The sequence below is a fragment of the Cupriavidus sp. CPT47-8839-RL05A genome, assembly GCF_058792255.1.
Genome location: NZ_JBYTEG010000001.1, coordinates 323266 through 341219, shown reverse-complemented (window position 1 = coordinate 341219; position 17954 = coordinate 323266). Strand labels below are relative to the sequence as shown.

15 protein-coding genes are annotated in these 17954 nt (G+C 66.0%); 11 read left to right on the top strand and 4 right to left on the bottom strand.

Translation table 11 applies throughout. From position 1 onward, the window contains the following. Positions 1–3: 3 nt before the first annotated feature. Complete coding sequence (paaA, locus tag AC3WVS_RS01475; RefSeq protein WP_035818085.1) at positions 4–990, bottom strand: 1,2-phenylacetyl-CoA epoxidase subunit PaaA; 987 nt, start codon at positions 988–990, stop codon at positions 4–6. Positions 991–1121: 131 nt separating this feature from the next. Here paaA and paaX point away from each other — a divergent pair, with 131 nt between their 5' ends. From paaX to AC3WVS_RS01455, 4 genes are all read left to right on the top strand, one after another. Further along, positions 1122–2063: a phenylacetic acid degradation operon negative regulatory protein PaaX gene (gene paaX, locus AC3WVS_RS01470; protein WP_492317061.1), complete on the top strand. Its 942-nt coding sequence runs from the start codon at positions 1122–1124 to the stop codon at positions 2061–2063. A 614-nt stretch (positions 2064–2677) separates the two neighbouring features. Continuing rightward, positions 2678–3226, top strand: coding sequence for a DUF3304 domain-containing protein (locus AC3WVS_RS01465; protein ID WP_492317060.1), 549 nt, complete (start codon positions 2678–2680; stop codon positions 3224–3226). Next, positions 3223–4833: a T6SS phospholipase effector Tle1-like catalytic domain-containing protein gene (locus AC3WVS_RS01460; protein ID WP_492317059.1), complete on the top strand. Its 1611-nt coding sequence runs from the start codon at positions 3223–3225 to the stop codon at positions 4831–4833. The genes AC3WVS_RS01465 and AC3WVS_RS01460 overlap by 4 nt, the downstream gene beginning before the upstream one ends. Beyond that, positions 4715–5395, top strand: coding sequence for a hypothetical protein (locus AC3WVS_RS01455; RefSeq protein ID WP_492317183.1), 681 nt, complete (start codon positions 4715–4717; stop codon positions 5393–5395). Before AC3WVS_RS01460 ends, AC3WVS_RS01455 begins: the two co-directional genes overlap by 119 nt. A 377-nt stretch (positions 5396–5772) precedes the next feature. On the opposite strand, the gene AC3WVS_RS01450 is transcribed toward AC3WVS_RS01455, so the two are convergent. Further along, entirely contained in the window at positions 5773–6789 is a 1017-nt protein-coding gene (locus AC3WVS_RS01450) for a 1-aminocyclopropane-1-carboxylate deaminase (protein WP_492317058.1), read from the bottom strand. A 192-nt stretch (positions 6790–6981) separates the two neighbouring features. On the opposite strand from AC3WVS_RS01450, the gene AC3WVS_RS01445 reads away from it, so the two are divergent. Continuing rightward, positions 6982–7497 carry an Lrp/AsnC family transcriptional regulator gene (locus tag AC3WVS_RS01445; protein ID WP_422696042.1) on the top strand — a complete coding sequence of 172 codons (516 nt, stop codon included), beginning with the start codon at positions 6982–6984 and terminating at the stop codon, positions 7495–7497. A 151-nt stretch (positions 7498–7648) separates the two neighbouring features. Here AC3WVS_RS01445 and AC3WVS_RS01440 read toward each other — a convergent pair whose 3' ends face one another. Beyond that, positions 7649–8815, bottom strand: a complete 1167-nt coding sequence (locus AC3WVS_RS01440) for an acyl-CoA dehydrogenase family protein (protein WP_492317057.1) — start codon at positions 8813–8815, stop codon at positions 7649–7651. A 255-nt stretch (positions 8816–9070) separates the two neighbouring features. On the opposite strand from AC3WVS_RS01440, the gene AC3WVS_RS01435 reads away from it, so the two are divergent. From AC3WVS_RS01435 to AC3WVS_RS01410, 6 genes are all read left to right on the top strand, one after another. Beyond that, the gene (locus AC3WVS_RS01435) at positions 9071–10375 is read left to right on the top strand and encodes an acetyl-CoA hydrolase/transferase family protein (protein ID WP_492317056.1); all 1305 of its coding nucleotides are present in this window, start codon (positions 9071–9073) and stop codon (positions 10373–10375) included. 41 nt (positions 10376–10416) lie between these two features. Then, a complete protein-coding gene (locus tag AC3WVS_RS01430) occupies positions 10417–11625 on the top strand; it encodes an acetyl-CoA C-acetyltransferase (RefSeq protein WP_010809314.1) in 1209 nt (402 codons plus the stop codon). 119 nt (positions 11626–11744) lie between these two features. After that, positions 11745–12731: a Bug family tripartite tricarboxylate transporter substrate binding protein gene (locus AC3WVS_RS01425; RefSeq protein WP_492317055.1), complete on the top strand. Its 987-nt coding sequence runs from the start codon at positions 11745–11747 to the stop codon at positions 12729–12731. A gap of 48 nt (positions 12732–12779) precedes the next feature. After that, positions 12780–13937, top strand: coding sequence for an acyl-CoA dehydrogenase family protein (locus AC3WVS_RS01420; protein ID WP_492317054.1), 1158 nt, complete (start codon positions 12780–12782; stop codon positions 13935–13937). Positions 13938–14033: 96 nt separating this feature from the next. Continuing rightward, a complete protein-coding gene (locus tag AC3WVS_RS01415) occupies positions 14034–15332 on the top strand; it encodes a CaiB/BaiF CoA transferase family protein (protein ID WP_492317053.1) in 1299 nt (432 codons plus the stop codon). A 142-nt stretch (positions 15333–15474) separates the two neighbouring features. Then, positions 15475–17007 carry a class I adenylate-forming enzyme family protein gene (locus tag AC3WVS_RS01410; RefSeq protein ID WP_492317052.1) on the top strand — a complete coding sequence of 511 codons (1533 nt, stop codon included), beginning with the start codon at positions 15475–15477 and terminating at the stop codon, positions 17005–17007. Between the two features lie 13 nt (positions 17008–17020). Here the strand turns inward: AC3WVS_RS01410 and AC3WVS_RS01405 are convergent, their stop codons facing one another. Continuing rightward, positions 17021–17923: a LysR family transcriptional regulator gene (locus AC3WVS_RS01405; RefSeq protein ID WP_011617192.1), complete on the bottom strand. Its 903-nt coding sequence runs from the start codon at positions 17921–17923 to the stop codon at positions 17021–17023. Positions 17924–17954: the final 31 nt, after the last annotated feature.

Here is a 17954-nt window from a genome sequence, read left to right as displayed (position 1 = left end):
GTGTCAGGCGGCGGCGCGCTGCGCCTGCTTGTCGGCGTGGGTCACCAGGGCGTCGCGGAACCACGCGCCCTCTTCCCAGGCCTTGACGCGGGTGCGCAGGCGGTCGCGGTTGCAGGGGCCGTTGCCCTGGATGACGTTGTAGAACTCGGACCAGTCGATCTCGCCGAAGTCATAGTGGCCGCGCTCCTCGTTCCACTTCAGCTCGGGATCCGGAATGGTCAGGCCCAGGTACTCGGCCTGCGGCACGGTCTGGTCGACCATCTTCTGGCGCAGCTCGTCATTGGAGAACAGCTTGATGCGCCATTGCATGGATTGCGCGCTGTTGGGCGAATCGCCGTCGGACGGGCCGAACATCATCAGCGCCGGCCACCACCAGCGGTTGAGCGCGTCCTGCGCCATCTGCTTCTGCTCGGGGGTGCCGTTGCACAGCGACAGCAGGATGTCGTAGCCCTGGCGCTGGTGGAACGACTCTTCCTTGCACACGCGCACCATGGCGCGCGCATAGGGCCCGAACGAGCAGCGGCACAGCGGCACCTGGTTGATGATGGCCGAGCCGTCGACCAGCCAGCCGATCATGCCGATATCGGCCCAGCTCAGCGTCGGGTAGTTGAAGATGCTGGAATACTTGGCCTTGCCGGTGTGCAGGTCGCCCAGCATCTGGTCGCGCGACACGCCCAGGGTTTCGGCCGCGCTGTAGAGATACAGGCCATGGCCGGCCTCATCCTGGATCTTGGCCAGCAAGACTGCCTTGCGCTCCAGCGTCGGCGCGCGGGTGACCCAGTTGCCTTCGGGCAGCTGGCCCACGATCTCCGAATGCGCATGCTGCGAGATCTGGCGGACCAGGGTCTTGCGATAGGCCTCGGGCATCCAGTCCTTGGCCTCGATCTTGATCCCGGCATCGACGCGCGCCTGGAACTCGCGCTCCTGCGGCTCCATTTCTTCCATGGCGCGAAGCCTCGTCGCTCCTGTCTCCACCAGCTGTGCGTACATCCTTTGCTCCGCTCTTGGTTGCTCTGAATCGGGGTCTTGACCTGCATCAACATCGTCAGTTGCAACGGATGGTAGTGATACAATTTGATTCAATCAATCTGCATTTGTGTATCACTTCAGGGAGCAGGCCGATGGCGACGCCAGGCACCGATCCGGTTTCTCCCCGCGTGGCGCGGCTGGCACGCGGGCTGAAGCTGGGCGCCAATTCCATGCTGGTGACCTTGTTCGGCGATGTGGTGGCGCCGCGGCCCCAGGCAATCTGGCTGGGCAGCCTGATCCGGCTGGCGGCGCCGTTCGGCATCAATGACCGGCTGGTGCGCACCGCCACCTTCCGCCTGACCGCCGACGACTGGCTGGCCGCGACCAAGATCGGGCGGCGCAGCTACTACGGGCTGTCAGAAGCCGGTTTGCAGCGTGTACTGCACGCCGGCAAGCGCATCTACGCGGGTGAGGCATCCGAATGGGACGGCCGCTGGACCCTGGTGATGGTGCGCGGTGACGTACGCGCCACGGTCCGGCAGAAGCTGAAGCGGGAATTGCTGTGGGAGGGCTTCGGCGCCATCGCGCCAGGGGTGATGGCCCACCCCAATGCGGACCTCGCCTCGCTGCGCGAAATCGTCCAGGCCGCACGCGCGCAGGACGATGTGGCGGTGATGGAGGCAAGCAGCCTTGACGCGTTTTCCATCCGGCCGCTGCAGGCGCTGATGCACCAGACCTTCAAGCTCGGCGACGTGGCCGCTGCCTGGCAGGCGCTGCTGCGCCGCTTTACGCCGCTGGCCGGAGAGGCCGCCGGGCTTGCTCCGGCCGATGCCTTCTTCGTGCGGACGCTGCTGGTGCACGAATACCGGCGCGTGCTGCTGCGCGATCCCAACCTGCCCGAGGCGATGCTGCCGCAAGACTGGCCCGGCCGCACCGCGCGCGGCTTGTGCCACACCCTGTATGGGGCGCTGCTCGACGCCAGCGAAGACTACCTGCACCGCGTGGTGGAAGTAGTGGACGGTTCGCTGCAGGATGCCAACCGGAGCCTGCGCCTGCGCTTTGGGGCCGGCGCGCAGGCGGCCAACGGCAATTAACCGGGCAACCGGGTAATCCCGGCTGCGCAACTGCGCAAATGGCTTGCGCCGGGTTTCGCGCAGAATGAACTCGCCAGCTTCAGGAAGTTGCGTGGACAGCTGGTCATGATCCTCACGAGTGGCTTCCGTGTGCGTCCGCCCAGGCCCGATTTCGCGTTCTTTGCAGAATCCGGATAACGGCAAGGATGCTCCCGCACCGATACTCACTCCAACGTTCATGACTCAGCCCGCAGCCTTCCGATGCCAGCCATTTTCCGCCCTCTTTCCTTCCGTCCGCCGAAATCCCGCGCCATCGGTCTTGCCCTGGTACTGGGCCGCACGGTTGTCAGGGTCGCGCCCTGTTCGAGGGAGTGCCACTGACGGCGTGACGCCTTGAAGTTCTTGGCCGATCCATTGGTGGCCACGCCGAAAAATGCAAATCTTTGTCAAGAATCATCGAATTTAGGAATCGTCCCATAGTATTTGCGCTTTTGTCGGGGTAGCGTCTTCGGCTACCCCGCGCCTTGTCGTTGGCTGAAGCGTCGCTGTGCGCGGACCTGGTGACTTTCACTGGAGCATCGCCCGTGCACACTTTTCCACCGACTATTTCCTTTAAGACACGACGATATGGCATCGTGGCCGCCTTGCTGGCCGGCTTCGCGCTGGCGCTCGCCGGCTGCGCCAGCTACGGCGACTGGCTCGAAGATGCCAAGCCGAAATCAAAATTGATCGCGGGTGACGCCCAATCCCTGAACTACACCCCGTACTACATTCACTCCTTCAACGTGACGGGGCCAAATGGTGTTGGCGGCGGTGGCTCCAATATCCTCCCCGCTTACCCGGACGGTCGTCCGTCCTCGGGTGGTGTGCGCTGCTGCATTAGTTTCCCACGCCAATGGCAGCCAGAGCTACGCGTCACCGTGCGCTGGCTGATGGATAAAGTCCAGGACGGCAAGACCCCGGGCTACTGGTACAAGGCCGAGAACGTGCGCATCGCGCAATACGATGGCTCCCAGACCGGCGGAGCTTACGCGATATTCCTGCCAAGTGACCGCGTCCGGCTCTTGATCATCGATGGGACGACCAGCCCACGTGAAAAATTACCTGACGACAGCCCCTTCATTGCTCAAGGCGTGCGCGACGACGAGTGGAATCTCAAGTACCGCCGTGGAGGTCTGCAATGAGCGTGGTGCAATGGCCTGAACACATGCCGGAAGGCGGGCGACTGGCGCAGGGCAAGGACGCCTGGACCTGGGGCCGGGGCAATGTATGCGATCCGCTTGCCGGGTGTACCCAGACCCTGCACATCAGCCTGTTCTTCGACGGCACCAACAACAACGACGACGAAGACAACACAAAATGGCGGGATTCGCTCTCCAAGACCCACACTAATGTGGCACGTTTGTTCAGCGTGTCAAAGCACCTGCCTGATGACGGGTTGTTTTCCTACTACGTAGCGGGTGTCGGTACGCCCTTTCCAAAGCTCGGCGAGTTGGACTACTCCCAGGACGGCAAGGCCACCGCTGCGGGCTTCGACCAGCGCTGCGTCTGGGGCATGATTCGCGTGCTCAATGCCGTGCACTACGCGATCACGCGAGATGACAAGAGGCCGTTTGTTCTTGACGAGGAAGCCAAGGCCATCTGCGACGCCGCTGCCAAGGGTAATCCGTCCAAGCTGATGGACAAGATCCGCATCCTGGGGATCACGCACAGCAACCGCTTCGACGATGGCCCGCAAAGCCGGATGGTCAGGCAGATCTGGATCAACGTGTTCGGCTTCTCACGCGGCGCTGCGTGTGCACGCGTCTTTGTGAACAAGCTGCTCAAAGAATGGGGGCCTGGCGGCCAGCTCAGCGAGCAGACCGGACGGCGGGCCTTGCCCTACCAGGTCAACTTCCTGGGGCTCTTTGATACGGTGGCCTCCGTCGGCCTCCCGGACTCAACCCGCTCGGTCGTCAACTGGGACCGGTTTGCAGGGCACTCGGGATTTACGAAGGATGGCGGCCTGAATGTGGCAGGCACCGACAAGGTCCGGGCCTGCGCGCATTTCTACTCGATCCACGAGCAGCGCATGAGTTTTCCGCTCGACACCATCCGGATCAAGGAGAACTACCCCGAGACGTTACGCCGCTGGGAAATCGGTTATCCCGGTGTGCACTCCGATGTGGGCGGTGGCTACGGTCCCAACGAGCAAGGCAAGGCCCGCGATGGCGACAGCAGCAAGCTCAGCCAAATTCCGCTGCATGACATGTATATCGCAGCCCTCAGGCAGGGCGTGCCGCTCATGCTGGAGGATGCCATTGCGAAGCGCGATGATCTGCGGGCAAATTTCGCAATCCACCCGGCAACCGTGGCGGCTTTCAACGAATGGCGTCGCAGCCTGTACGCGGTCTCCACCGTGGAAGAGGCACTGCGGTTCGGGATGGGCCAGATGCTGAGCTGGCGCACCCTGCGGGCCCAGGTCGGCACCGGGCAGTATGTGACCGAGCGTACGTTCTACCACGCCGCCCCGGAGGACGCCAAGACACCGCGCAAGATCACCCTCGATGTCAAGAAGGCCGAACGCGATGATCCGGAATGCCAGCGCCTGAAGGCCGAGATCTCCCGACTTCAGCAGGAGCGGTCCGAAGCTCGCAATCCGCGCGACTACCCCGCCCAACCACCGGGACGTCATGGAACTCTCCGCAGCGATCCTGGAGAAAAAGGTCTTGTTGCAGCGTCGACGGGAGGTCTTGTATGGCGAGCAGGCCGGCAAGGACGAACCAGCCCGGCCAGGGGAAGGCGCCGATGAGATCGTGACCAACGACCGCAGCGACCTGCGCGAGGGGGCCGAACAGATGCGCTTGCTGCTTGGCGTCCTGTATCCGGATCAGTTGGCAAGGTGGCAGGTGGACAAGCAGGAGTTTGTCTCACATCCTGGGGAGAATCGGCCCCAGCGGCCCCCAGTGCTATCCGTCAAGCACGACCAGTCTGGAGCAGACACGCCCCGTGTCACACTGACCAGCAGCGGCTTTATCTTCCATGCGACACGGACTTCGCTCGTGCAATCCTGGAATCCGGATGACGATTTGATGGCCGCTCCGGATGCAGGGGTGGTGAGCTTTCTGCGACTGCACACGTCCCCGGAAGCCGTGGCCCGTCTGGACAAGGCGGTCATCGCCCTCTATGACGACCACGTGCACGACAGCAAGATTTGGTTCCGCATCCCGTTCTTTAACGAATATGCGCCGGGCGGCTACGGCTGGCCCCGCGTGATCTTTACCGGAAACGATGACCGTAAGCCCTATCTGGCACTGGCGCCAGCGGCAAACCAGGCCGAGGAAAGCGTCGTCGGGAACTTCGCGATCGCATGATCTTGCAAGAACTTCCGGCGATCTCACGCTGGCGTTAGTCCCTGGCAGGTGCGAGAGCCGACCGTCAATTGACGGTCGGCTCTCGCGGCCCGGGTACACTTGGCCAGCAAGGCATTGCAGACAATTTAAGCGGCCGGTGCAGCATCACATGTCGATGAGTGACGTGATTAGTTTCACCGCTAGACAGATAACCGAAGGGGAATGGGCGCTGGTACGCGCGATTGCCGACGGCCTGGAATGGTCCTCGGCTGGTCCGAACCTGCGGCCCAGCTGCTCCGGTTCCTGCTCGACTTTGGTTATGCGACAGGCTTGCGCGCATGCAGCCAGGGTGCCGCCCCCAGGCCGGCACTCCCTTGCCATCAATCGCTTGCGCGTTATCACCCGTCCTTGAACAGGAAGCTGTAGGCGTTCAGTGCCGGTACCCCACCCAGGTGTGCGAAGAGGACTCTCGATCCTTGCGGAAACTCGCCGCGACGGACCATGTCGATCATGCCCTGCATGGACTTGCCCTCATAGACCGGGTCGGTCATCATGCCCTCCAGCCTGGCGCTGAGGCGGATGGCTTCCAGGGTGCCCGCCGAAGGCAGGCCGTATTCGGGGCCGCCATAGCGGGTGTCCAGCACCACGTCCGCTTCAGTGATGTCGCGGCCGAGGCCGACCAGCTCCGCGGTATGGCGTGCGATGCGCAGGATCTGCGCGCGCGTCGGTTCCGGCCTGGCCGATGCATCGATGCCGATGACCCGGTCCGCGCGGCCGTCGGCAGCGAATCCCACCACCATGCCTGCCTGCGTGCTGCCGGTGACCGAGCAGACGACGATGTAGTCGAAGCTGAAGCCGAGTCCGGCTTCCTGTGCCCGGACTTCCTCGGCGAACCCTACGTAGCCGAGGCCGCCGAGCGGATGCTCCGAGCAGCCTGCCGGAATCGGGTAGGGCTTGCCGCCCGCCTTGCGCACGCTCTCCATGGCATCTTCCCAGCTGGGACGAATGCCGATGTCGAAGCCTTCGCTGACCAGGCGCACGTCGGCCCCCATGATGCGCGACATCTGGATGTTGCCCACGCGGTCATAGACCGCGTCGGAGTAGTTGACCCAGTTCTCCTGCACCAGCACGCACTTCAGCCCCAGGTGGGCCGCGATGGCGGCAACCTGGCGCGTGTGGTTCGACTGGATCCCGCCGATCGAGACCAGCGTATCGGCGCCCTGCGCCAGCACGTCGGGAATGACGTATTCGAGCTTGCGCGTCTTGTTGCCGCCAAAGGCAAGGCCGCTGTTGCAGTCGTCGCGCTTGGCATAGAGCTCGACCTTGCCACCCAGGCTTTCGCTCAGCCGCGATAGCGGATGGATCGGCGTCGGGCCGAAGGTCAGGGAATGACGCGGAAATTGCTTCAGGTTCATGACTGGCTCCAGGTTGTGGCGGGCATGCGGGCGCGCGGCAGCCGCAAAGCCCGGCATTCGCACGGACGCTGCGCGACGCCGTACCTGGAATCATCATAAGAAAGCTGAGACGAAAGGTGCTTGCAAAGATCTGCGACTTCTTGCACGATAAAAAGCCTGGAAGCATCACGAAATTCTCTTTATTCCGTAGAAATGGCAACATCCAGAATAAAATTTCGTACAAAATCCGAGACCTCCGCCCAGCCCGCGCCGGTGCTGGATCGCACGGACAAGGCCATCCTGCGCGCCTTGCAGCGCGATGCGTCCATCTCCAACCTGGCCCTGGCGGGCAAGGTCAGCCTCAGCCCGCCCGCATGCCTGCGCCGCGTGGAACGCCTGAAAGCGGATGGCCTGATCCGCGGCGTCGTGGCGCTGCTGAACCCGGCTCCCCTGGACGCGGGCATGCTGGTCATCATCGGGGTCGTGCTGGACCGGTCTACGCCCGAGTCGTTCGCCGCCTTTGAGAAGGCGGCGCAGAAGGTATCAGGCTGTATGGAGTGCCATGAAGTCACCGGCGAGTTCGACTACATCATGATGCTCAGGACCAAGGACAGCGAGAGCTTCAACCGCCTCCACGCGGAGCAGTTGCTCTACCTGCCGGGCGTGCGGCAGATTCGCTCGTTCATGGTGCTCAAGCAGGTGCTGTCGACGACGCAGTTTCCGATCTGAAGGTCGGCCTGGATCCGGCTGCGCGGACGAAGAGAGGAGACAGGGAGGGGAATTTTGGGGCTTGGGGCGAAGCGGAACCCCCGGCGCCGTTGCTGCCGGGGTTCCATCCGGCCAGCCCCTTGAGCGTTGGGGCTGGCGCGCCGTCCATCGCTCAGAATGAGCGCGGCAGGCCCAGGACGTGTTCGGCGACGAAAGAGTAGATCAGGTTGGTGGAGATCGGTGCCACCTGGTACAGCCGCGTTTCGCGGAACTTGCGCTCCACGTCGTATTCGCAGGCAAAGCCGAAGCCGCCGTGGAACTGCAGGCAGGCGTTGCCGGCCTCCCAGCTGGCCTTGGCTGCCAGGTACTTGGCCATGTTGGCCTGGGCCCCCATGGGCTCGTGCTTGTCAAACAGTTCGCAGGCTTTCCAGCGCATCAGATTCGCCGCTTCCAGCTCGATAAAGGTCTCGGCGATCGGGAACTGCACGCCCTGGTTCTGGCCGATGGGGCGGCCGAAGACCTCGCGTTCCTTGACATACTTGGTCACGCGGTCGATGAACCAATAGCCGTCGCCGATGCACTCGGCCGCGATCAGCGTGCGCTCGGCGTTCAGGCCGTCGAGGATGTACTTGAAGCCCTTGCCCTCTTCACCGATCAGGTTTTCCTCGGGGATTTCCAGGTCCTCGAAGAACAGTTCATTGGTCTCGTGGTTGACCATGTTGGGGATCGGGCGCACGGTCAGGCCCTTCTTCTGCGCTTCATGCAGGTCCACCATGAAGATGGACATCCCCTCGCTCTTCTTCGTCACCTCGGCCAGTGGCGTGGTGCGCGCCAGCAGGATCATGAAGTCGCTGTGCTGGACGCGGCTGATCCAGACCTTCTGGCCGTTGATGACGTAGCGTCCGTCCTTCTTGACCGCCGAGGTCTTGATCTTGGTGGTGTCCGTGCCAGTGGTGGGCTCGGTCACGCCCATGGACTGCAGGCGCCATTCCCCCGAGGCAATCTTCGGCAGGTACTTTTCCTTCTGCGCCCTGGAGCCGTGCCGCAGCAGCGTGCCCATGTTGTACATCTGGCCGTGGCAGGCGCCGGAGTTGCCGCCGCAGCGGTTGATCTCTTCCATGATGACCGAGGCTTCGGTCAGGCCCAGGCCGGAACCGCCGTACTCCTGCGGGATCAGGGCCGCCAGCCAGCCCGCCGCGGTCAGCGCATTGACGAAGGCCTCGGGATAGGCGCGCTGCTCGTCCACCTTGCGGAAGTACTCATCGGGAAACTCGGCGCAAAGCGCGCGGATGGCGTCGCGGATTTCTTGGAAGTTGTTCGATTGGGTCTGTTCGATCATGGCGCTTGGCTTGCGTTCGGTCTCTGGCGGACGGCCGCCTCCTTGTGATGACCGCAATGTTCGCGGCGTTCGGCCGCGTGGACAATCAGCCTTTCCGAAAGCGCGCCTTCCACCGCGGTTAAGTCCCGGCGACGGCCAGGTCCTTTCGCTTTCGCCAAAGTCCGCCATTGGCATTGTCAAATAGCGCAAACCACGCTTTGGGAACATGCTCCGGGCTATCCGGCGCATGCGCCGACTGACCGCTGCCCCGTGGACATGCACACCCTCGCCTCCCGCCTGCAAGCCCTGATCCGCCCCGGAGACCATATCTGGTGGGGGCAAGCGACCGCCGAGCCGCTGACGCTGACGCGCGCACTGGTGGAACACCGCCACGCCATCGCCCAGGGCGGACGCCTCAGTGTCTTTGTCGGCATCGGGCAGTCAGACACGCTGCAGCCGGCCCAGGCGGATGTGCTCGACTTCTTCGGCTACGCCGCCAGCGGCCCGCACCGGCAACTGGCCAGGGCCGGCGTGCTGGACATCGTGCCCAGCCACTATTCGCACCTGCCCGGGCTGATCCGCGACGGCACGCTGCGGGCGGACGTGGCGCTGGTGCAGGTCTCGCCCGCCGACGAGCAGGGGCGCCACAGCCTGGGGCTGGTGCATGAATACCTTCCCGCGGCGCTCGACCGCGCCCGCGTCATCATCGCCGAGGTGAACCCGGAGGTGCCGTGGACCCACGGCAGCCGCTACCTGAGCGCGGACGATATCGACCTGCAGGTCGAAGCGCTGCACCCGCCCATCAGCCTTGACCGCAGCGCGCCCGGCCCGGCCGAACAGGCCATCGCCCGCCACATCGCCGGCTGGGTGGAGGATGGCGCCACCCTGCAGATGGGCATCGGCAACCTGCCTGAGGCCGTGGTCGCTGCGCTGAATGGCCACCGCGACCTGGGGCTGCACAGCGGCGCGATCGGCGACGGCATTGCGGCGCTGGCCGAAGCCGGGGTGCTGACCAACGCACGCAAGAGCATCGATACGGGGGTAGGCATCGCCGGCATCCTGATGGGCAGCGAACGGCTGCGGCGCTGGGCCCACCGCAATCCGCAGCTGCAACTGCGCGAGACCGCCTATACCCATCACCCCGAGGTGCTGGCCAGCGTCGACAAGCTGACCGCCATCAACTCCGCCATCGAGGTCGACCTCACCGGCCAGGTGAACGCCGAAGTCGCCGGCGGCGTCTATGTCGGCGCCGTCGGCGGTGCCGTGGACTTCCTGCGCGGTGCCGCGCGCAGCCGCGGCGGCTTGCCCATCGTCGCGCTGCCGGCGACCGCCAAGGGCGCGAGCCGCATCGTGGCGCAGTTGTCCGGCCCGGTCAGCACGCCCCGCTCGGATGCGGGCCTGATCGTCACCGAGCACGGCGTGGCCGACCTGCGCGGCCAGACGCTGTCGCAGCGCGTGCGCCGCATGCTGGACATTGCCGCCCCCGAACACCGCGCAGACCTGGAACGCCAGGCCCACGCCCTGCTGCGCCAGTGCGGCGCGGTCTTCGTGGCCCTTCCCGGGCACACGCTGGCCAACTGACTTACTTGCTCATCCCAACACAGAGTTCCAAGGAGACTTCCATGCGCAGAGCTGCAATCGTCACTCCCCTCCGCACGCCCGTCGGCACCTTCGGCGGCAGCCTGCGCCCGGTGCCCGTGGAGGAACTGGCCGCCACCGCCGTGCGCGCCGTGGTGGAACGCAGCGGCATCGATCCCGCGCGTATCGATGACGTGGTCTTTGCCCAGTCCTACGCCAACAGCGAAGTGCCCTGCGTCGGCCGCTGGGCCGCGCTGCAGGCCGGCCTGCCGGTCGAGGTGCCGGGCATGCAACTGGACCGCCGCTGCGGCGGCGGCCTGCAGGCCATCGTCACGGCCTCGATGATGGTGCAGAGCGGCGCCGCCGACGTGGTGATCGCGGGCGGCGTCGAGAGCATGAGCAATATCGAGTACTACACCACCGACATGCGCTGGGGCGCGCGCTCGGGCAATGTGCGCTTCTTCGACCGCCTCGACCGCGGCCGTGAACGCTCCCAGCCGGTCGAGCGCTTCGGCAAGATCTCCGGGATGATCGAGACGGCCGAGAACCTGGCGCGCGACTACGGCATCAGCCGCGAGGCGGCCGATGTCTTCGCCGCCCGCAGCCACGCACGCGCCGCGGCAGCCTGGGAGGCCGGCCGCTTCGATGCCGAAGTCGTTCCCGTGCAGGTGCCCCAGCGCAAGGGCGATCCGGTGCGGTTCGCGCGCGACGAAGGTTTCCGCCCCGAAACCACGCGTGAAAGCCTGGGCAAGCTGCGCACGCTGATGCCGAACGGTACCGTCACCGCCGGCAACGCCAGCCAGCAGAACGACGCCTCGGCCGCCTGCCTGATCGTGGCCGAAGACAAGCTGGCCGAACTGGGCCTCACCCCCATGGCCTCGCTGGTGGGCTGGGCGGCGGCCGGCTGCGAGCCCTCGCACATGGGCATCGGCCCGGTGCCCGCGGTGAAGAAGCTGCTGGCGCGCCTGAACCTGACGCTGGACCAGATGGACCTGGTCGAGCTGAACGAAGCCTTCGCCTGCCAGGTGCTGGCCGTGCTCAAGGGCTGGGAATGGCATGACCAGGATGCGATCGAGCAGAAGCTCAACGTGAACGGCTCGGGCATCTCGCTAGGCCATCCGATCGGCGCCACCGGCGTGCGCATCCTGGCCACGCTGCTGCACGAACTGCAGCGCCGCGGCGGCCGCTATGGCCTGGAGACCATGTGCATCGGCGGCGGCCAGGGTATTGCCGCGGTCTTCGAACGCTACTGAGTAAGCCCACTTCATTCACCATACAGCCCCCGCGCGCGACGGCGGGGGCTGCGCCCGCCTTTTGCCTTTTGCTTTTCGGCTTTTGCCTTCGGCACTTTGCTTTACGTAGGAGAAGTATCTTGATTTCCACCTCACGCCGCCACGCCATGCTGGCCGCCCTGGCCCTGTGCGGCGCAACCCTGGCCACTCCCCCTGCCTCGGCGCAGCCCAACGGCCAGCCGGTGCGCCTCGTGGTCGGCTACGCCGCCGGCGGCCCCGCCGATCAGGCCGCGCGCCTGTTCGCGGTGGCGTTGGGCAAGGCGCTCAGCGCCAACGTCATCGTCGACAACAAGCCCGGCGCCAATGCCACGCTGGCCGGCTATGAAGTGGTCCGCGCCAAGCCCGATGGCGCCACACTGTGGTTCGCCGCCAGCGCGGCGCTGACGGTCGCGCCCAACATCATGAAGAGCCTGCCGTACGACCCGGCGAAGGACCTCGCCCCGGTGGCACCGGTGGCGCGCTACTACAACATGCTGGTGGCCAACGTCAAGGAGCCGTTCAAGGGCACCCAGGACCTGGTTGCCTACGCCAAGGCGCATCCCGGCAAGCTTAGCTACGGCTCCTCGGGCGTGGGCAGCTCCAACCATGTCGCCATGGCCCTGTTCGCCCGGCAGGCGCAGGTCGAGCTGAACCATATTCCCTACAAGGGCAATGCCCCGGCCATGACCGATACCATCGGCGGCCAGATCGACGTGATGTTCGACATCATCAGCACCGCCAGCGGCTATGTGCAGAGCGGCAAGGTCAAGCCCATCGCCGTGGGCTCGCCCAAGCGCAGCGCATCGCTGCCCGGCGTGCCCACCTTCCGCGAATCCGGGATTGCCGGCCTCAAGGACTATGAAGCCGGCGGCTGGTACGCCATCTACGCCCCCAAGGGCGTGACCTCCGAGCAGACCCAGAAGCTGGCCGCGGCAGTGCGGCAGGCCGTGGAAGATGCGGAACTCAGGAAGCGCTATGCCGAGCTGGGCTACGAACAGTGGAGCGGCACCACGCAGGACGTCGTGAACACCGCCGCGCGCGAGCGCACGCAGTGGGCCAGCGTGCTCAAGGGCGTGACGCTGGACTGATGGCCCCGCCTCGAACCGACACCGACCCGACACCCAGGAAGAACTGACATGATCCGCGATAACGAAACCCTCGAAGCCCTGCTCGACAGCGTGCGCCGCTTTGTGCGCGAGCGCCTGGTTCCCGCCGAGGCGCTGGTCGCCGAGACCGACGAAATCCCGCAGGACATCGTGCAGGACATGCGCGAGATGGGCCTGTTCGGCATGACCATCCCCGAGCGCTTTGGCGGCCTGGAGCTGACCATGGAAGAGGAAGCGCGCGTGGTCATGGAGCTGTGCCAGACCTCGCCGGCCTTCCGCTCGCTGCTGGGCACCACCGTGGGCATCGGCTCGCAGGGCATCCTGATGGACGGCACGCCTGAGCAGCAGGCCGCGTGGCTGCCCCGCCTGGCCACCGGCGAGATCCTGGCCTCGTTTGCCCTGACCGAACCGGAAGCCGGCTCGGACGCCGGCTCGCTGCGCACCACCGCGGTCAGGGATGGCGACCACTACGTGGTCAACGGCACCAAGCGCTTTATCACCAATGCGTCACAGGCCGGCATGTTCACGCTGATGGCGCGTACCAACCGTGAGATCAAGGGCTCGGCCGGCGTCTCGGCATTTATCGTCGATGCCAGGACGCCGGGCATCAGCTTCGGCAAGCGCGACGTGAAGATGGGGCAGAAAGGCGCGCACACCTGCGACGTGATCTTCGACAACGTGCGCGTGCCGGCCGAGAACCTGATCGGCCTGAAGGAAGGACAGGGCTTCAAGACGGCGATGAAGGTGCTCGACAAGGGCCGGCTGCACATTGCGGCGGTCAGCGTCGGGGTGGCCAGGCGCGTGCTGCGCGACGCGCTGAACTACGCGCTGGAGCGCCAGCAGTTCGGCCAGCCGATCTGCGAGTTCCAGTTGATCCAGGCCATGCTGGCCGACAGCCAGGCCGAGCTCTATGCTGCCGAATGCATGGTGATCGACGCCGCGCGCCGCCGCGACGAAGGCAGGAACGTCTCCACCGAGGCCTCATGCTGCAAGATGTTCGCCACCGAGATGGTGGGCCGCGTGGCGGACCGCGCGGTACAGATTCTCGGCGGTTCCGGCTATATTTCCGAGTTCGGCATCGAGCGCTTCTACCGCGATGTGCGCCTGTTCCGCCTGTATGAGGGCACCACGCAGATCCAGCAGGTCATCATCGCGCGCAACATGATCCGTGAAGCCCGCGGCGCGTAAGCACCGCGCCCCGCGCCAATACGCCTGACCCATGCCTGCGCGCAATGCTGCCCGTCCCCAGGACGGGCCGCCTGCCTTGAGACCGCCTGACCTGACATGACAGATTCCACCGCTACGCCGGCCGCTGGCCTTCCTCCCCCCTCCCCCCGCACCGGCGCCCTGAGCCACCTGCGCGTGCTCGATCTCTCGCGCGTGCTGGCCGGACCGTGGTCCACCCAGAACCTGGCGGACATGGGCGCCGACGTGATCAAGATCGAAAAACCCGGCGAAGGCGACGATACACGCCACTGGGGGCCCCCTTTCCTCGCCGACGAGGCCGGCGCGCCGACCCGGCAGGCCTGCTATTTCACCGCCGCCAACCGCAACAAGCGCTCGGTCACGGTGGACATGGCCACGCCGGAGGGGCAGGAGCTGATCCGCGAGCTGGCCCGGCAGAGCGATGTGGTGGTGGAGAACTTCAAGACCGGCGGCCTCAAGCGCTACGGGCTGGACTATGACAGCCTGAGCGCGCTCAACCCGCGCCTGATCTACTGCTCGGTCACGGGCTTTGGCCACACCGGTCCCTACGCGGCGCGGCCCGGCTACGACCTGCTGATCCAGGCCATGAGCGGCCTGATGAGCATCACCGGCCACGCCGACGGCGAGCCCGGCGGCGGCCCGATGAAGGTAGGCGTGGCCGTGATCGACCTGTTCACCGGCATGTACGCCACCACCGCGATCCTGAGCGCGCTGGAAGCACGCCACTTCACCGGCCGCGGCCAGCATATCGACATCGCCCTGCTGGATGTGGCGATGGCGGTGCTGGCCAACCAGGGCGCGGGCTTCCTGAACGCCGGCGACGTGCCCCGGCGCCAGGGCAATATCCACCCCAGCGTGGTGCCCTACCAGGACTTCCCGACCGCCGACGGCAATATGCTGCTGGCCATCGGCAACGACGGGCAGTTCGCACGCTTCTGCGACGCCGCGGGCGTGGACTGGGCGCGCGACGAGCGCTATGCCACCAACACCGGCCGCGTCAACAACCGCAAGACGCTGATCGCGATGATGATGGAGCTCACGCGCACCCGCTCCACGGCGCAATGGGTCGCGCTGCTGGAAGCCAATTCCGTGCCTTGCGGCCCCATCAACAATATCGCCCAGGCCCACGCCGACCCCCATGTGCAGCACCGTGGCCTGCGCGTCGAGCAAGAGCGCTATCCGGGAGCCCAGCCGCCCGCCGGCGAGCCCGTGAACCACGTGGTCACCACGGCCAGCCCGCTGCGCCTGTCGGAGACGCCCCCGACGCTGCGCTACGCCCCGCCCGCGCTGGGCCAGCACACCGACGAGGTGCTGCGCGACTACCTGAAGCTGAGCCCGCAGCAACTGGAAGCACTGCGCGCCAGGCGCGTGGTGTAAGCGGCCAGGGGGCTTTCGGCAGACAAGAAATCCGCCTTTGCCGATTACCGATTGCACCGTGCAACGGGCGCACATACACTGGCGCCGTTCGGCTGGCCCCCGCCTTGCCGAACGGTTTTTCCAGCACAAGGACTCCCGCGAGATGCCACCGGACCGAGACACCCCACCACGGATCAGCGACATCCCTCGCCGCTGGGCCGCCGAGACCCCCGGCCATGTGGCCGTCTTCGAGGAAGGCCGGACCACCACCTACGCGCAGCTGTGGGCGGGCATCGAGGATGCGCAGCGCTACCTGCAAGCGCAGGGCGTGGGCACCGGCGATCGGGTGCTGATCACGGCCGAGAACTGCCTGGCGGTGATCACGCTGGTGTTCGCCTTGTCGGAACTGGGCGCGTGGCCGGTCATCGTCAACGCCCGCCTGTCGGAGCGGGAAATCGAGGTGATCCGCGCCCACTGCCAGCCGAGCCTGATGCTGTTCACCCACGCGGTGTCGCCCGATGCCCTGCGGCACGGCGTGCGCTACCGGGCCAGGGAGATTGTCCCGGCCGGCCTCGGCCCGCTGATGGCGGGCGCTGTCGACGAGGCCGGCGAGCGCGAGCCTGAAGCGCTCGCGCGTGACGTCGCCGCGTTGATCTACACCTCCGGCACCACCGGACAGCCCAAGGGCGTGATGGTCACTCACCGGGGCCTGCTGCACTTTGCGCGCGTCACGGTCGAGTCGCGCCGCATGCAGGCAGACGACTGCGCCTATGCGGTCATGCCGATGTCGCATGTGTTCGGACTCGGGACGCTGCTGGTCTCGACCCTGCAGGCCGGTGCCAGCCTGTACCTGAGCGCGCGCTTCAATGCCGCGGACGTCACCGCCGCGATCCGGCAGGGTGCGATCACGCTGCTGCAGGGCGTGCCGACGATGTTCAACCGCATCCTCGCCCATGTGCGGGCAACGGGAGCGCCCCTGCAGCCGTCGCCGCGGCTGCGCTATCTCTACACCGGCGGCGGGCCGCTTGATCCGACGCTCAAGCACGACGTCGAGGCGATGTTCGGCCAGCCGCTGCACCACGGCTACGGCATGACCGAATATGCGGGGTCGCTGTTCGTGACCCGCATGGACCGGCCGCGCACCGATTGCTCGGCGGGCGAGATCGTCGAAGGCGCGGAACTGCGGGTAGTCGGGCCGGAGGGCAAGCCGGTGCCGCAGGGGGAACCCGGCGAGCTATGGATCAGGGGGCCCGGCGTGATGCGCGGCTACTACCGCGCACCGGACCTGAGCGCCGAGGCCCTGCGGCCCGACGGCTGGCTCAATACCGGCGACATCGGCCGGCTGGACCCCGACGGCGCGCTGTTCATCGTCGGCCGCACCAAGGACCTGATCATCCGCTCGGGCTTCAATGTCTACCCGATCGAAGTCGAATCGGTCATCAACACGCATCCGTCCGTGCGCGTATCGGCCGTCATCGGGCAGCCGACCGCGGACGGCAACGAGGAAGTGATCGCCTTCGTCGAGATCAGGGATGGCGAGAAATTCGACGCGCAGGCGCTGCACGACTACCTGGTCGACCGCCTGTCGCCGTACAAGCGCCCGGAGCGGATCCTGCGCGTGGCCTCGATCCCCACCACGGCCAGCGGCAAGCTGCTCAAGCACCAGCTGCGGCAGATGTTGGCGGACAAGGCCTAGTCCGCCGGCGCCCTCAGTCCTGGCGCCCGAGGCCGTCCTCGACCAGCAGGTCCACCAGCTTGCGCGCGAACAGCGGCAAGGCGCCGAGGTCGGCCACGCATATCTGCAGCTTGCGCTCGGCCCATTCATCGTTGAGCTGGACGATGCGCAGCGCCATCGTCTTCGCATGGCGGCTGGCGGTAGTCTCCGGCAACACGCCGACGCCGACATTGGCCTCGATCATCCGGCAGGCGGTCTCGAAATTGCTGACCTGCACGCGCCAGCGCAGCGTGCGCTGCAGGTCGGTCGCGGCCCGCAACAGGAAATTGTGGATCGCGCTGGCCTCGGGCAGGCCGATGAAGTCGTAGTCCAGCGTATCGATGAAATCCACGCTGCCGCGCTCGGCCAGCGGATGGCTCAGCGCGGTGGCCAGCACCAGGCGGTCGCGCCGGTACGGCATCACCTCCAGCCCTTCCGTGCGCACGTTGCCGGCAATGATGCCGATATCCACCATGCCCTCCTGCACCGCGCGCACGATATCCGGGCTCAGGCGCTCGTGCATGTCGATGGTCACGTCCGGATGGCTGACGAGGTAACTGCGCAGCACCGCCGGCAGGAACTCGCTCATCGCGGTGGTGTTGGCGAACACGCGCACATGGCCTTTCACGCCCGCCGCATATTCCTGCAGATCGCCGCTCAGTTGCTCCAGCTGGCGCAGCACGCGGCGCGCGTGGGCGAGCAGGGTCTCCCCCGCCCCGGTTACCTTCACGCCCTGGCTGCTGCGGCTCAGCAGCTTGACGCCGACGTGTTCCTCGAGGTTCTTGATGCGCGTGCTGGCCGCGGCCAGCGACAGGTGCGAGCGTTGCGCACCGCCGGTCAGGCTCTGGGCCTCCGCAATATGCGTGAACAGTTTCAGGTCGACCAGATCAAAGCGCATGACATCATTCCGCAGCGTAAGGGCGGATTAT

Coding starts and splice junctions, on each gene's coding strand:
- AC3WVS_RS01410 (WP_492317052.1), top strand. CDS start 15,475: ATGCCACCGGACCGAGACACCCCACCACGGATCAGCGACATCCCTCGC.
- AC3WVS_RS01430 (WP_010809314.1), top strand. CDS start 10,417: ATGCGCAGAGCTGCAATCGTCACTCCCCTCCGCACGCCCGTCGGCACC.
- AC3WVS_RS01450 (WP_492317058.1), bottom strand. CDS start 6,789: ATGAACCTGAAGCAATTTCCGCGTCATTCCCTGACCTTCGGCCCGACG.
- AC3WVS_RS01445 (WP_422696042.1), top strand. CDS start 6,982: ATGGCAACATCCAGAATAAAATTTCGTACAAAATCCGAGACCTCCGCC.
- paaX (WP_492317061.1), top strand. CDS start 1,122: ATGGCGACGCCAGGCACCGATCCGGTTTCTCCCCGCGTGGCGCGGCTG.
- AC3WVS_RS01435 (WP_492317056.1), top strand. CDS start 9,071: ATGCACACCCTCGCCTCCCGCCTGCAAGCCCTGATCCGCCCCGGAGAC.
- AC3WVS_RS01405 (WP_011617192.1), bottom strand. CDS start 17,923: ATGCGCTTTGATCTGGTCGACCTGAAACTGTTCACGCATATTGCGGAG.
- AC3WVS_RS01415 (WP_492317053.1), top strand. CDS start 14,034: ATGACAGATTCCACCGCTACGCCGGCCGCTGGCCTTCCTCCCCCCTCC.
- AC3WVS_RS01455 (WP_492317183.1), top strand. CDS start 4,715: ATGGAACTCTCCGCAGCGATCCTGGAGAAAAAGGTCTTGTTGCAGCGT.
- AC3WVS_RS01460 (WP_492317059.1), top strand. CDS start 3,223: ATGAGCGTGGTGCAATGGCCTGAACACATGCCGGAAGGCGGGCGACTG.
- paaA (WP_035818085.1), bottom strand. CDS start 990: ATGTACGCACAGCTGGTGGAGACAGGAGCGACGAGGCTTCGCGCCATG.
- AC3WVS_RS01420 (WP_492317054.1), top strand. CDS start 12,780: ATGATCCGCGATAACGAAACCCTCGAAGCCCTGCTCGACAGCGTGCGC.
- AC3WVS_RS01440 (WP_492317057.1), bottom strand. CDS start 8,815: ATGATCGAACAGACCCAATCGAACAACTTCCAAGAAATCCGCGACGCC.